Source organism: Corynebacterium limaceinasi, from assembly GCF_046717465.1.
Taxonomy (GTDB): domain Bacteria; phylum Actinomycetota; class Actinomycetes; order Mycobacteriales; family Mycobacteriaceae; genus Corynebacterium.
Genome location: NZ_CP177100.1, coordinates 322,660 through 336,484, shown reverse-complemented (window position 1 = coordinate 336,484; position 13,825 = coordinate 322,660). Strand labels below are relative to the sequence as shown.

12 protein-coding genes and 3 pseudogenes are annotated in these 13,825 nt (G+C 59.6%); 7 read left to right on the top strand and 8 right to left on the bottom strand.

The window, feature by feature from the left end:
• Positions 1-28: 28 nt before the first annotated feature.
• From ACLI1Q_RS01700 to ACLI1Q_RS01690, 3 genes are all read right to left on the bottom strand, one after another.
• Complete coding sequence (locus ACLI1Q_RS01700; RefSeq protein ID WP_239275281.1) at positions 29-478, bottom strand: DUF3592 domain-containing protein; 450 nt, start codon at positions 476-478, stop codon at positions 29-31.
• Complete coding sequence (gene menD / locus ACLI1Q_RS01695; protein ID WP_239270144.1) at positions 479-2,101, bottom strand: 2-succinyl-5-enolpyruvyl-6-hydroxy-3-cyclohexene-1-carboxylic-acid synthase; 1,623 nt, start codon at positions 2,099-2,101, stop codon at positions 479-481.
• A gap of 80 nt (positions 2,102-2,181) precedes the next feature.
• Complete coding sequence (locus ACLI1Q_RS01690; RefSeq protein WP_411697042.1) at positions 2,182-2,529, bottom strand: hypothetical protein; 348 nt, start codon at positions 2,527-2,529, stop codon at positions 2,182-2,184.
• Positions 2,530-2,612: 83 nt separating this feature from the next.
• Between ACLI1Q_RS01690 and ACLI1Q_RS01685 the strand changes: the two genes are divergently transcribed.
• On the top strand, positions 2,613-2,936 hold the full coding sequence (locus ACLI1Q_RS01685; protein WP_411697041.1) for a hypothetical protein: 324 nt from the start codon (positions 2,613-2,615) through the stop codon (positions 2,934-2,936).
• A 47-nt stretch (positions 2,937-2,983) separates the two neighbouring features.
• On the opposite strand, the gene ACLI1Q_RS01680 is transcribed toward ACLI1Q_RS01685, so the two are convergent.
• Entirely contained in the window at positions 2,984-5,398 is a 2,415-nt protein-coding gene (locus ACLI1Q_RS01680) for an excinuclease ABC subunit UvrA (RefSeq protein ID WP_239270142.1), read from the bottom strand.
• A gap of 263 nt (positions 5,399-5,661) precedes the next feature.
• On the opposite strand from ACLI1Q_RS01680, the gene ACLI1Q_RS01675 reads away from it, so the two are divergent.
• The 4 genes and pseudogenes from ACLI1Q_RS01675 to ACLI1Q_RS01660 all read left to right on the top strand — a co-directional run bounded on the left by ACLI1Q_RS01675 (position 5,662) and on the right by ACLI1Q_RS01660 (position 9,827).
• Positions 5,662-7,641 (top strand): FAD/NAD(P)-binding protein, encoded by a 1,980-nt coding sequence (locus ACLI1Q_RS01675; RefSeq protein WP_239270141.1) that lies wholly within the window; start codon positions 5,662-5,664, stop codon positions 7,639-7,641.
• Between the two features lie 221 nt (positions 7,642-7,862).
• Positions 7,863-8,117, top strand: coding sequence for a hypothetical protein (locus tag ACLI1Q_RS01670; RefSeq protein WP_239270140.1), 255 nt, complete (start codon positions 7,863-7,865; stop codon positions 8,115-8,117).
• A 67-nt stretch (positions 8,118-8,184) separates the two neighbouring features.
• Entirely contained in the window at positions 8,185-8,541 is a 357-nt protein-coding gene (locus ACLI1Q_RS01665; protein WP_349883575.1) for an IS3 family transposase, read from the top strand.
• Positions 8,542-8,580: 39 nt separating this feature from the next.
• A pseudogene (locus ACLI1Q_RS01660) lies at positions 8,581-9,827 on the top strand (IS3 family transposase).
• Between the two features lie 95 nt (positions 9,828-9,922).
• Here ACLI1Q_RS01660 and ACLI1Q_RS01655 read toward each other — a convergent pair.
• From ACLI1Q_RS01655 to ACLI1Q_RS01645, 3 genes and pseudogenes are all read right to left on the bottom strand, one after another.
• Positions 9,923-10,747, bottom strand: a complete 825-nt coding sequence (locus ACLI1Q_RS01655; RefSeq protein WP_239268778.1) for an ATP-grasp domain-containing protein — start codon at positions 10,745-10,747, stop codon at positions 9,923-9,925.
• Between the two features lie 333 nt (positions 10,748-11,080).
• On the bottom strand, positions 11,081-12,046 hold the full coding sequence (locus ACLI1Q_RS01650) for a hypothetical protein (protein ID WP_239268780.1): 966 nt from the start codon (positions 12,044-12,046) through the stop codon (positions 11,081-11,083).
• 116 nt (positions 12,047-12,162) lie between these two features.
• A pseudogene (locus ACLI1Q_RS01645) lies at positions 12,163-12,387 on the bottom strand (DDE-type integrase/transposase/recombinase); the annotation flags it as partial.
• Between the two features lie 245 nt (positions 12,388-12,632).
• Between ACLI1Q_RS01645 and ACLI1Q_RS01640 the strand changes: the two are divergent.
• Both ACLI1Q_RS01640 and ACLI1Q_RS01635 read left to right on the top strand, forming a co-directional pair.
• Complete coding sequence (locus tag ACLI1Q_RS01640) at positions 12,633-12,851, top strand: transposase (RefSeq protein ID WP_239268782.1); 219 nt, start codon at positions 12,633-12,635, stop codon at positions 12,849-12,851.
• 556 nt (positions 12,852-13,407) lie between these two features.
• Positions 13,408-13,722, top strand: a pseudogene (locus ACLI1Q_RS01635) (integrase core domain-containing protein).
• Here the strand turns inward: ACLI1Q_RS01635 and ACLI1Q_RS01630 are convergent.
• Entirely contained in the window at positions 13,652-13,822 is a 171-nt protein-coding gene (locus tag ACLI1Q_RS01630; protein ID WP_200449860.1) for a hypothetical protein, read from the bottom strand. The pseudogene ACLI1Q_RS01635 and the gene ACLI1Q_RS01630 overlap by 71 nt on opposite strands.
• Positions 13,823-13,825: the final 3 nt, after the last annotated feature.

Below are 13,825 nucleotides of genomic sequence, written 5' to 3'. Positions count from 1 at the left end.
GGTGAATCCAATGAAAAATCTGGGTAAATTATTTTTCAGCCCGATTTTCAGCGCGGCGGGTGGTCACGGTAATAAGCCGCCACAGCCCCACGGCGGCAAGCGTAGACACAACCGCCACGGATAGCGCCGGTATGACCGCCAAGGTCCACTCGCGGCCTTCTACCTTCACCAAATCCGGATTATCCTCGGCATACTGCACCCATACCTGCTGGCCCTCGCCCAAGTCCGTGGGATAGAGCAAGCCTTGCCGCGGGGAATGATAGATCCCGTCGCTATCTTGAAAATCCACGGTGGTGCGCAGCGCGCCGACGTCCTTGACCGTTGCCAAAGCCCGGCTAGGCTGCGCGGAAATGGCGCGGTCATTGAGGAGGGGGCCTACCACCAGGCCCACCGAGCCCACGATCAGCGCCACGTAGATGGCCAGCACGAGCTGGTGCAGCCGACGCCGAACAACCGCGGGCCTATAGCGCGGGGCCACTTACTGGCCCACCTTCTGCGTGAGCTTATCCTGCAGCGCCCGGCGCGTGGCACGGGTGGTCTGCGCCTCCACGATGGTGATGCCCGTGGAGTATTCCTTAAGCTCTGCCAGGGTATCCAGCAGCTCCTGCGGGGTGGTCACCAGACGGTAGTCTGCGTCATAAGCCTCTGCCAGCTTGTCGATGCCCACCCCATGCGGCGTTCCAAAGGCCGGCTCGAAGGCATCGCGAAGCGCGGGCGCGCCTTGTTCCAGGGTTTCAAAGATGCCGCCGCCATTGTCATTGGCCACCACGATGGTGAGGTTCTCTGGCCGCGGCTGGTCCTCCGGGATCAGCAGCCCGTTGGCATCGTGCAAAAAGGTCACATCCCCTACCAGGGCCATCACGCGTGGGGCGCGCCAATTAGTGGGATCCAGCGATTGCGTGGCCAGGGCCACGCCGATGGCTTGGGAGACGGTGCCATCGATGCCCGCCACCCCGCGCGGGGCGTAGGTATCCACGCCGTCAAAGGGCAGCCCGATGAGGGAGGCATCGCGCACCGGATTCGAGGCGCCGAGCACCACCGTGTCATTGACCGCGAGCGTATCGCCTACCGCCGCCGCTACGTGCAGGCCGGTGAACCCGAGTTCTTCATCCTCCAGGGTTGTGCGCACGGCCTCGCCGACCATGTCGGTCGCGCCTTGGCAGATCTTGAGCCACTCGCGGCTTGGCTCCCCGGTGGTCTTGACGGTGGTGCCAAGGCGCGCGTTATCCCCGCGCTGGTTGGTAAAGTCCGCCGTGCGCGAGAGCACCACCAGCTCGATATCCGGGTCATTCATCAGCGCGAGCACGCCGCGATGCAGCGTGGGATGGCCCACCACGATGACCTGCTCGACCTTGGTATTGACCACGTAGTCATTGGCGGAGACCTGCGCCTTGCGGAAAATATGCGCCGCGGCCGGGTGCACGGGGTGGAAGGGCCCCGGCGCGGAGGGCTCCGCGATGGTCGGCACGTCTTCTAGGCCCTCGACCTCCCAGGCCTCATCGCCGGCGATAACAAGGGTATTTTTGCTCAAGTCCACCGCGACCTCGCCGTGGTCATAAAACCGCGGGGTGGCCGCGCGGGTGCCATCGCCACCTACTCGCTCCGGCAGGCTATCTCCTACCAGGGGTGCGTCAAAGGCGATATTGATGTGTACCTGGAGGTCGCGCTCAAACCGCTCTGCAATGGCGGCGATATCCTCTTCCGCATTGACCTGGGTGGTATCCGCATAGACGCCGAAGATGCCATCTTGCACGATGGTTTGGGAGGCGCCGGTGCCGATCAACCGCTCCGGGCGGTCCGCGCTGATAATGGCCAGCGGGGTATGGGAATAGTGCGCCTCAACCACCGCGGGCAGCGTATTGGCCACGGCCGTGCCGGAGGTCATCACCACCCCGACGTGGCGGTGCTGCACGCGCGCCATTCCTAAGGCGGTAAACGCAGCGCCGCGCTCATCAATGCGCGTATGCACCCGGATATCCTCGCGCGCGAGGAGGGCGAGCGACAGCGGTGCGTTGCGGGATCCCGGGCACAGCACCACATCGGTAAGGTGGCGCGCCAATTGGGCGGCCACCTGTTCAGCCAGCTGCATCGATTCATTCATGCTGCCAGATTTTACCTACTGCGGCGCAGCGGCCGGCAATCGCGCCGCGCCGCCGCCTTGCCTATAGCCGGTACCGCTGGTTAGCCCTGCTGCTGGTTGCCGCCATTGCCAAAGAGATCCCGCAAAAGGCGTTCCACGTCGAGGTCATCGCCTTCTTCCAGGCGGTCCTGAATTTCCGGTGGCAGCTCGGTAGGAATATCTTCGGGGAGATCGTCTTGCAGATTCGGCAGATTGCGCAGGCGCTCAGAAATACCAGGGCCCGCATCCTCGGTCTCGGTCACTGTGGTGGGCACCTGCGTGGTGGTGGTTTCCGTCACCGGTTCTGGCGCGGGCTTATCGGCATCGCTCGCGGCATTGCGCCACAAGAAGAACAGGGCGCCCGCCGCCAGGATGGCAACGACGGCGATGGCGGCAAAGACCCCGGCCATCCCGCCGTTTTCTTCTTTCCCCTGCCGCGCTGGTCCGGGTCATAGTCCGACGGCACCGGCTCATACTGCTGCTGGGCGTATTGTTGCTGGCCATACTGCCCACCGGGCTGCTGATAGTTTTGTTGGTAATTCTGCTGGTAATCGGCGTTCGCGTCGAATTGCCGCGTCTCATTCTGCGGCTGCTGCGCGCCCGGGAAATACTGCTGTGGGCGCTGGCTGCGGGCATTACCGCCCGCATTATCTGGGACGCGGCCTATCTGGCGCGTGGCATCCTCGGCCGGGCCAGACCACTGGCGGGTCTCGTCAGTGCCGCGCCCATCATCATGAGAGCCTTTTCGGCCATTGGAACCGTTTTCACCAAAGCCATTATTTGTCATGCCTACCAGATGTACATCATTTTCCTGTGAGATCCCAGGGAATCTCCCAGATGCCAGCGTTGGACCGAGGGGAGATGCTAGCTCTGCAGCTGGCGCGCCCGCAGCGCCCGTCCGGTCGCGGTATCTTCCGCGGCCAGCTGGCTTGGGGTGGCATCCGCGATGATCTGCCCGCCGTCCGCACCGGCGCCGGGGCCCATTTCAATGATGCGGTCCGCGCTCGCTAGAACGTTGAGATCGTGCTCGATGACGATCACGGTATGCCCGGCATCGACAAGCTTGTGCAGCTCCGCATTGAGCAGGGCAATATCGGCTGGGTGCAGGCCGGTGGTGGGCTCATCCAGCATGTAGACCGTGTGCCCGCGCCGCGAATTGCGGGAGCGCTGCAGTTCCGTGGCGAGCTTGATGCGCTGCGCCTCGCCGCCGGAAAGCTCCGGCGCACCCTGTCCCAAGCGGAGGTAGCCCAGGCCCACGGCCTGCAGCGTGGCGATGGCGCGGTGGATCTTTGGTTCCTCGGCAAAGAATTCGGCGGCCTCATCCACGGTGAGCTCCAGCACCTCTGCGATGCTGCGCCCATGCCAGGTCACCTCGAGGGTTTCATCGTTGAAGCGGGCACCGCCGCATTGTGGGCAGGTGGTATAGGAACCCGGCAAAAAGACCAGCTCTACCTCGATTTTTCCGGCGCCACCACAGGTGGGGCACTGGCCCTGCTTCACGTTGTAGGAAAAGCGCGAGACCGTCCACTTGCGCTCCTTGGCCTCCGGGGTGGAGGCAAAGAGCTTGCGCACGTTATCGAAAAGGCCGGTATAGGTGGCCAACGTGGAACGCGGGGTGCGGCCAATGGGCTTTTGGGAAATCTGCACCAGACGGGAGACCTTATCCAGGCCCTCTACCCCGGCAAGCGAGAACTCGTGGCCGCCCTCGTCCGCGTCGTCTTTATCCTCATCGGCCACGGCGGTGGCGGATTCCTTGAGGGTTTCTGCCAGCACGGTGCTCACCAGCGTCGACTTGCCCGAGCCCGAAACCCCGGCCACTGCGGTAAATTGCCCCAGGCCAAAGTCCACATCGAGCCCGTCGATACTGCGCGCCGAAATGCCACGGAGGCGGAGGTGGTTGGAGGGGGTGCGTGGGGCATCGGCAAGCGCGAGCTCACGCTGCGCCAACGCGCGGGCGGTAGGGGTATCGGCGTCGTAGTCCTCGACCGGACCGGAATAAACCACCTTGCCGCCGCCCTCGCCGGCGTAGGGGCCAACGTCCACGAGCCAATCCGCCTGGGCCACCAAATCCATATCGTGTTCAACCAGCAACACCGAATTGCCGGCGTCAATAAACCGGCGGCACATATCCAGCACCGCCCCGCGCTCATCGGGATGCAGGCCGGCAGACGGCTCATCGAGCACATACGCCACGCCAAAGAGCCCGGAACGCAGCTGGGCGGCGAGCCGAATGCGCTGCAATTCACCCGCCGAAAGGCTCTGGGTGGGCCGGTCCAGGCTCAGGTGCGCCAACCCCAGCTCCAGGGCGGAGGTCAGCGCCGGCAACACCTGCTTGAGCAGCAGATCCTCCGCGGAATTCTCCTCCGGTTCCTGCGCGCTGAGTACCTCATAGACCTGGTCCAGCGGCAGGGCGCCCAGCTTGTCGATGCTCATTCCCGCATACATCACCTTGAGCGCCCGCGGGTTCAACCGCCGGCCGTGGCAGGTATCGCACTCGCGGGATTCCATGAAGGACAACGTGCGCTTGCGCAGCGATTCCGATTGGGTCTCCTGCAGCGTCTTGGTGAGGTAACTGGCCACCGAGCGCCACGTGCCCTCATAATTGCGCTGGATCTGGTCCGCGCCGCGCAGGGGTTTTACGGTGACCACGGGGCGTTCTTCGGTAAATAGGATCCAGTCGCGGTCTTCCTGCGGCAAGTCTTGCCAGGGGGAATCCAGGTCATAGCCCAAGTTCATGAGGATATCGTGGAAATTTTTGCCCGCCCACGCACCGGGCCAGGCCTTAATGGCGCCTTCCTCAATGGACAAGGTGGGATCGGGCACCATCGATTGCTCGGTGGGCTCGTGCACCACGCCCGCGCCCTGGCACTGCGGACACATGCCCTCTGGGGTATTTGGTGAAAAGGCATCCGAGTAGAGGCCCTCAGGGTTATCCCCGGCGCGCGAGTACAACAGGCGCACGCTATTAGATAGCGCGGAAACCGTGCCCACCGTGGAGCGCGCCCCGCCGCCGGAGGTGGATTGCTGCAGCGCCACCGTGGGCGGCAAGCCCTCCACCTGGCTTACCTGTGGGTCCACCGCGGAGCTAATGAGCCGGCGCGCAAACGGCGCCACCGATTCCAGGTAGCGGCGCTGCCCTTCCCCGTGGATGGTGCCAAAGGCCAGAGAGGATTTTCCGGAACCGGAGACTCCCGTCACCGCCACGAGTTGGCCGCGCGGCATATCCACATCGACGTTGCGCAGGTTGTGTAAGTGGGCATCGCGAACCTTGATTGTCATGACCACAATCCTACCCGCGCACCAGCTCCCTAAGGCAACGCTTCGGCCCGCCACCCCCGCCGCGCATTGCCTACCGATCTGTCTACCACTCCGCCTGCCCAAGAATTAATTTCACGCCCGCTCAGGGTGTTCCGGCTGGCGAGCGCGCCCTGCAACCACCAAGCTGCCGCCGGTGCATATTTCGCCGCCTCTCTTGCTGATAGACTTCATTGTCTATTATGACGATTCCGCTTGGTCTATAAGCTAGAAGGTAGGGCTCCGCGTTGACCGATAACACTTCATCCATCGCGCTGATTGGACTTGGCCCCCGCGGCATTTCCGTCCTCGAGCGCCTCGTGGCACAACTCAATACCGTCTCCCACCCGCCAGAGAAACTAACGCTGCACCTTATCGATGATGCCCAGCACGGCGGCGGCAAGATTTGGGATATCAACCAGCCCAAATACCTGTGCATGAATACCTTCGCCCACGGTATGACGCTGTTTTCTGAGACCAACTCCACGGTGGAGGCCCCAGTGGTGGAAGGCCCCACCATCTACGAGTGGATCCGCCTGACGCTTGGCGATGCCCACGTGTCCCCCGGCGCCCGCGATTACGTCGCCGCCCACCCACTCGATCCGCAGGTGCTTGGGGAATTCGGCCGCACAGAGCTAGAGAAGCTGCGCCCCGAATCCTATTTGCCGCGCGCGCTGTACGGCCACTACATCCTGTGGGTCTTCCGCTCCGTCTTGCAGGATGTGCCGGAGTGGGTTGAGGTCAAGCAACACCACGCCCGCGTGGTGGATATTGAATCCCGCGAGGGTGCAGATATTTTGCACCTTAATAACGACACCACCGTTGCGGCCGGCTCCACCTTGGCGGTCACCGGCTGGCAAAACCAGGGCTATACCGAAAACGAGCGGTGGATCTTAAAGACCTTGGAAGATAACCCCAGCCTGCGCTGGATCCGCGCTGATAACCCAATCGACCAGGGTGTTGACTCCATCAAGGACAACGAGAAGGTCCTCGTGCGCGGGCTTGGTATGGGCTTTTTCGATATCCTCATCCTCTCCACTGTGGGCCGCGGTGGTAAGTTCGTCGAGGATTCCTCCAAGCCTTGGGGCATGCGCTATGAGGCCACCGGCACCGAGCCCACCTTTGCAGCCGCATCCCGGCGCGGCTATCCCTTCCTGCCGCAATCCAATGAAGGCGCCCTCCCACCGGCCGCGGAGATCCCGCGGTTAAAGAAGGTCGTCGCCGAGCTATCCCACCGCACGGGCGCGCGCTCCATCAACTATGACACCGAGGTATGGCCTGCGGTCGCCCGCGATGCCTACCAGGCCTATATCGATACCCTCGCCCGCGTCGAGCCGGAAAGCCTGCGCGCCTCCCGCGAGGAGATCATCGCCGCCCTCGATGCCACCCCGGTAGATGCAGGCGTGGCCTATAACGGCCTGGCCCAGCTCGATGAGGTCATTGCGCGCCATACCACCAAGGATTTCAGCCTACTGCGCTGGATGCACCTGCTCACGGAGGATTTTTCCAACCAGCAGGAGCTCACCGAGCACATCGCGCAGAGCCTGTGCGAGGACCTGGCAGAATCCCAGAAGGGCCCGGATAGCCCGGTGCGCGCCGCTTTGTGGTCGGTCGGTTTCTCCCGCAAACCCACCCAGGTTCTGGGCGCTGAGGGCCGCTATACCCTGGAGTCGCGCCACCACATGTTCGATAAGGCCATCTCCTTGGGCCAGACCACGTGCTCCGGCCCGCCGCCCTTCCGCACGCAGCAATTGCTGGCGCTTGTCGATGCCGGCATTGTCAGCTTCGTCGGCGGCAACCCCGTCTTGGGAACGAATGCCGATGCCGGGGAATGGACCATCAGCTCCAGCGCGTCTGGTGGCAAGCGCATCCCGGGCACGACGCTTCTCGATGCCTGGGTGCACAAGCCCGATATCCGCCGCACCCCGCACGATTCCTTCATGCACTCCCTCGTGGAATCCGGGCGCGTGCGCGCCTTTACAGAAACCGCCAGCGATGGCATCGAGGTACCTACCGGCTCGCCCGCCGAAGACCCCGATACCCGCCAGGTCCACAACGCCGATGGCACCGTGGATGAGCGCCTGCACCTCGTAGGAATCCCCGCCCACGCCGAGTACCCGGATACTACCTTGGCCCCGCCGATTCCCGGCACCGATTCGTGGTTCATCCAGGAAGCCGATAAGGCCGCCGTGCACGCGGCCCAGGTAGCACTCGCGGGGCAAGCGTAGCTAGCAGCGAGGGGGCAGGCAACCGCCTGCCCATTACGCTGTTAGCAGTTCCGTTCGGAGGAGCCCAGGATTCATACTCCTAGCCCCATGCTGGGGCAGGTTATGTTTATCTGCGTTCGGACCTGACCCCCATTTGGTGGACACCTGATATCCAGCCCAGTCGGACTGGGAAGAAAGGTAATCTACCATCATGTCCAGGTATTCCGAACAGTTCAAACGCGATGCCGTGGCCCTCTATAAGGAACAATGAGGGCCTCTCGCTGAACTCAGCATTAGCCGAACTCGGCATCAACCGAGCTTCGCTGCATTCTTGGGTCAAAAAGTACGGCACCGGCAAACGTGCCCGCATAAAAGCCGTGCATGATAAAGCCCAAGCGGCGAATGATTCTGCGCGAATCCGCCAGCTAGAGAAAGAAAACGCAAAACTGCGCGAAGAACGCGATATCCTGCGTAAGGCCGCGAAATATTTTGCTTAAAGCAACTCACTGGTGATCCGCTTCCAGTTCGTCGATGACCACCGAATAAAGTACTCGCCTCACACGGATGTGCCACGTGTTAAAGCTCAATCGTTCCTCGTTCTATAAATGGGTCCACACCCGTAAAAAGCGCAGTTTAAAGATGCATTCCGACGGTCTTATTGGTGCAAGAATAAAGACCATCTTCGACGATGAGCACGGGCTTTACGGAGCTCAACGCATCGCCGCAAGCCTTAAAGCCGATGAGAGCTGTGGTCCGACGAATCACAAGAAAGTTGCACGAATCATGAAAACCATGGGACTTCAAGGCTTTACTAAACGGCGTCGATGCACCACCACTAGGCGCAAGCCTGGTCACCGCGTCATGCCAGATCTAGTAGGCCGCAAGTGCACGGACCTGACCCCCTGGTGGTGGACACGCTGAAACCAGCATGTCGCTGGGGAAGTGAGGTACCTTTCCACCATGCCACGCAAGACCTACACCGAGCGGTTCAAGCGTGACGTAGTCTCGTTGTACGAGTCGACTCCCGGAGCAACGATCAACGCGATCGCCTCCGATCTCGGGGTCAACCGCAACTCGCTGCGCAGCTGGCTCGATGCCTTCGGCACACGCACCAAAACCAATGCCAACGGTGAGAAAGTCGCCAGCCTCATCGCCGCGTCGGACTCCGCCACCGCTGCCTCAGGACTGTCGGACGCCGAGCGCATCCGCGTACTGGAACGCGAAAACGCCAAGCTCCGGGAGGAACGAGAGATTCTCCGCAAGGCGGCCAAGTATTTCGCGGAAGAGACGAACTGGTGAACCGCTTCCGGTTCGTTGACGACCATCGAGACCTCTACGAGGTCAAGCGGTTATGTGAGGTTTTGAAGATCAACCGGTCCTCGTATTACAAATGGAAATCAGCTGCCCCTGCCCGCCGGCAACACCTCGTCGATGACGCGGTGCTGGGAGCGCAGATCAAGACCACCTTCAACGCCGAGAACGGCTGCTACGGCGCGAAACGAGTGACTGCGGCGATCAACTCCGATCCCGTCAACGACCGGGGCAAGGGCGGCCGTCTCAATCACAAGCGCACCGCCCGGCTGATGCGGCAGATGGGCCTTTTTGGTTTCACCAGGAAACGCCGGGTGAAAACGACGACGTCGAGTAAACGGGCCCCGAGGTTTCCGGATCTGCTGCAACGCCGGTTCACTGCGGACAGGCCGAACGCGGTCTACGTCGGCGACATCACGTACCTGCCGATCGCGGACGGGTCGAATATGTACCTGGCCACGGTTATCGACTGCTATTCGCGGCAGTTGACGGGGTTTGCGATCGCTGATCACATGCGCACCGAGTTGGTTGAAGAAGCCCTGACGATGGCCCGGAAGGTTCGCGGGAGCCTAGACGGGGCGATCTTCCACTCGGATCACGGCAGTGTTTATGCCTCTGATCAGTACCGGAGACTATGCGTGCGCTTCGGTGTCACCCAGTCGATGGGCGCGATCGGGACGAGTGCGGACAACTCGTTGGCGGAGTCGTTCAACGCCTCGTTGAAGCGGGAAGTCCTGTAGGATGAGTCTGTTTTCACTAGTCAGTTGGCCTGCCGCCAGGATGTGTTTCGGTGGTGCACGCGGTACAACACCAAACGATTGCATTCATGGTGCGGTTACCGCTCACCGAACGCCTTCGAAGACGCCGGGTTAGCTACACTTACTATCGCATCGTGATTAAATCCCCGTGTCCACTTTCCGGGGTTCGGGCCCCCGTCGTGCGACCGCTGCAGCAGCGACCCCTGCGCCGATAACAGCAATTCGGGTCGTCATCACGCATCCTTTCCGGGGGCAACAGTAAACAGATCACCATGGGCGTCGAAAGACTCAAGAGATTGAAGATCGGTCTCAACAGCAGCACGGTCAGAAGAGCCAAGAAAAACCATGCCAAACGCACCAGTTGTTACGCGATTCGACTTATCGATATAAGTGCCGATCTTTGGTCGCCGCGAGATTCTCTGAACGGTCGGGCGAGTTTGGACAAGATCCCAGTGGCACTGTTGAAGCACACCGTTTGACTGCGGGGTAGGCATGAGCCAGGCGACACACCCGTCAAGATTTCCGGCGAGTACTTCCTGTTCGGCAGCTTGTAAACCATCCACTAGCATCGTGGCGAGAACACTGATCTGGCTGAAACCGCGAGTCGGGAGATAGACCTCGTCGGGTACTTCGGGGCCCATACAGCGACCGTTGTATTCAATAAGTACCCACTGCCCCTTAGACCACCTCAGTTCCACGTGGGAGGCTCCGAAGTTTACTTCCAGAGCGTCAAGGAGCGATAAGGTATATTCCACGGCACCGGAATAGTGGTTGTCCTCCGGTCCTACTGTGATAGCTGAATATATGTGGGGAGCTCCAGATTCCTCCGTAAGTCCGTATCGGAAAACTTCGGTCACAATATGACGCCCTTCGGCTGTCACCGTGTTCACAAAATATTGAGGTCCGTCTACGTACTCCTGAAGAACCACGGAGGGTGATTTTTCTCCTAGCAAAGTCGTAGAATTTTGAATGGTAGTAATCGCTTGAAGAGTCTCGGGTTCTGTTTTGCAGAAATAGACATGGTCACTGCCCCGCTTCCCACAGGCTTGACAACACAATCCTTGACCAGGGACGGGTCTAGATAAAGGCTGTCTTGTGCAGAAGCGGGGGATAGGGTAACAGACCTTGGGGCACGCAGTCCATATTGGTGAGCAACATCAATCATTCCTTGCTTATGGCGACGGTGGCAGATCTTCTCTCTACCGTTATGCGGTAGTCCTAACTCAGCTGAAACCCACTCAGCTATGGATACTCCTGATTCGCTTCCCGGCACAACAAGGTCAAATTTTTCTTGGCTACATTCCCGGAGTAGGGGGCCAGGGCCCATGGATCGGAAATGCTCCCGTCTTCGTTAGCTGAGATGGCATACGGCGGGTTAGCAGTAGCAACCTCTACGTCCCTTTTTGGCGCAGGGTTGCCACCAGATCGGCGCTACTTGAAGAATCATCAACTACTAATATTTTCTTTTTCCGTGTTCCCCACATTGCTTGGCTTATGGTTATTGCCACAATGAGCATCAACAAAGTTAACTGAATTGGTTCGACTTGAGAGCCCAATGCCACCTCGGTAGCCATCACCACGGCCGGAAGGGCCGCGATGATCAGTGCCGAGATGAAAGGCGACGCTAAGGTAATTCCCCACTGCAAGAGCAGGATAGGAAAAGTAATGCACATCACCGATAGCAGGACGATTGACAGGGTAGAGCCTCGAAGCATCTCCGCTTCCACGGAAAAGAAAGCCACGAGACCGCTAATAATCCAAGCTAAGTGAAACCTCACTGCTGCAATCGTGAGAACGCTGTTCCCTTGTTCAGTAGCCCAGCGCGAGGAGTAAAGCACTCCTACCGCAGAAATTCCTGCGCCTACAGCTAGAGCGAAACCCAGATAAGACTGGGGTGAACTGCTTCCCGTTCCTAGGAAGAAAAAACATAGAGCCAGAACCACTACTGCAGTTGTGGACACCAATGAACTGCTGAGCCTTCTGGCCGACCAAGTCATTATTACTGCGACAATAAAAGGGCCGACTCCTGTTTCGATGACACTTGCTGCAGTGGGCTGCATCAAAGTAGTGGAAACATAGAATAAGCAGAAAGCGCCCGCAGTAAACAGATTGAGGCTTGCTGCAGTTGTCATTTTCATGGGGGGATGCGGTGTTTCCGTAGCTCGGTATTTTCTACGATAAAACGCTAAATAGACCACTGTGGAGATAATCGCTGCGATAAGAAACGCTGAAAACGTAGTAAAAGTAGATAGCTCTGGGTCTACTTGGGCTCCGACTATCGCAGTGCCGATTCCTTGCCATAGGACAGCTAGGGCTACGATAACCGCCCCTACACCTGGTTTATTGGACTGGATCATAAAACCTTACCCTCAAAATCCGTAAAGTTAACTTAATAGGTGCTGTTGCAAAGTTGGGCGGAGAGCAGCGAAGACTCAGTTTCTCATTCCCTGATGGCCGCTGCGTGTGGGCGTTGTTAGGCCGTCTCGAAGACCCGGTTGACGATCACCGCGTCCGGGTTCGGTTGCCCGTAGGCCAACATCGTGCCTTGCCCTTTCCGCAATGAGTGCATCGCCTCCATCCCTTTCAACGTCCGATATGCAGATGTCCGGTTCTTAAACGCGCCTTTCGGCCCGAGGATCCGCTTCAGCCGACCATGGTCGCCTTCCAGGATGTTGTTGAGGTATTTCACCTGCCGGTGTGAAGTGCCCCGAGTTTTGTTCCTAGGCATTTGCCTTGATTTCTATTATTCCCTGTTGCGGGGTCTTCTTCCAAAATTCGGTTTCCACCTCGGCTGGGGTTGGTCTGGGCTGGATTAAATAGACCATGTGGTTTGATCGTGTCTTCCGTGACAGCCCTTTGTTGGGCAGGAAGACTGATAATCATGAAGAAGTTTTCAAAACACACTCCTGAGCAGATCGTGGCCAACTTGATAAAGCCCGATCCATGAAGGCCTCGGGTAGTACCGTAGCCGAAGTCTGCCGCGACCTCGGTGTTAGCGAGGCAACCTACCGTCGCTGGGTCAAGCAGTACGGCGAGATGTCCCGCAGCGAAGCCCGCCGCTTTAAAGAACTGCAGGAAGAAAACGCCAAGCTTACCCGCCTACTCGGAGAAGCCGAGTTGGAAAAAGCGCTACTGAAGGAGCTTGCGGAGGGAAAATTCTGACCCCGGCACCCAAATATGAAGCCATCTATGACGCTGTATCCGTGGGCTATTCGGTGCGCTTTGCCTGTCGCGTGGTCGGGGTATCTAGAGCGGCGTACTACAACGCCCGCACACGCCACCAGCAGCCCAGCGTGGATAAGTACGCTGCTCTACGCAGGTGGCTCGTCACTTTCGCTGGTGAGCACCGACGCTGGGGCTATCGCCGTGCTTGGGTGAAAGCCAGGCCAGCTGATTTTACCTGTGGCCGTGATGTGGTGTATTACCTGTGGCGCCAGGAGGGTTTGCGGGTCTTGCCTCGCAAAGCTGGTAAGCAACAGTGCTTGCCTGTGCCAACGCCGCGCACCCAGCCAGCGACATGTCCGGGGCACGTGTGGGCACTGGACTTCCAGTTCGATAGTAACTTTCAGGGCAAAGCCTTTTAAGATCTGCAACGTGATCGACGAGTTTACCCGTGAGCATGTTGGTTTCGAGGTCGCTCGGTCAATCACCGCTACTGCCGTGATTGACCTGCTGGAGAACGTGAGCTGCTGTGCGTGGCAGGCCTCGGGTGTTACGTATGGATAACGGCCCGGAGTTCATCAGCCGTGAGCTGGCTAGTTGGGCTGCTAAGCAAGACACTGTCGAGGCGTTCATCCCACCGGGAATGCCATGGCATAACGGGTTTGTGGAGTCCTTCCACAACCGGCTACGCGACGAGCTGTGAGAGGACGAGATATTCGACGACCCCGACCATGCGTCGCGTTGCCTGCGACTGTGGTCGAAGCGCTATAATACCTATCATCCTCATTCGAGCCTAGGGTTTATCCCGCCGACTGAGTACGCCAACCAATGGCACCACACCCAGGAAGGCACTCAAACCGCCCGGTCTTAAAAACCAGCCCGGCCCACATCGACATGTTTTCCGCCAAGATGCGGTCTTCCACGAGACGGACCACACGGTCCTTCGCATCCTGGTCAAATTTTCTCGGCACGTT

Coding starts and splice junctions, on each gene's coding strand:
- menD (WP_239270144.1), bottom strand. CDS start 2,101: ATGAATGAATCGATGCAGCTGGCTGAACAGGTGGCCGCCCAATTGGCG.
- ACLI1Q_RS01690 (WP_411697042.1), bottom strand. CDS start 2,529: ATGGCCGGGGTCTTTGCCGCCATCGCCGTCGTTGCCATCCTGGCGGCG.
- ACLI1Q_RS01680 (WP_239270142.1), bottom strand. CDS start 5,398: ATGACAATCAAGGTTCGCGATGCCCACTTACACAACCTGCGCAACGTC.
- ACLI1Q_RS01670 (WP_239270140.1), top strand. CDS start 7,863: ATGCCGTGGCCCTCTATAAGGAACAATGAGGGCCTCTCGCTGAACTCA.
- ACLI1Q_RS01665 (WP_349883575.1), top strand. CDS start 8,185: ATGTGCCACGTGTTAAAGCTCAATCGTTCCTCGTTCTATAAATGGGTC.
- ACLI1Q_RS01650 (WP_239268780.1), bottom strand. CDS start 12,046: ATGATCCAGTCCAATAAACCAGGTGTAGGGGCGGTTATCGTAGCCCTA.
- ACLI1Q_RS01640 (WP_239268782.1), top strand. CDS start 12,633: ATGAAGGCCTCGGGTAGTACCGTAGCCGAAGTCTGCCGCGACCTCGGT.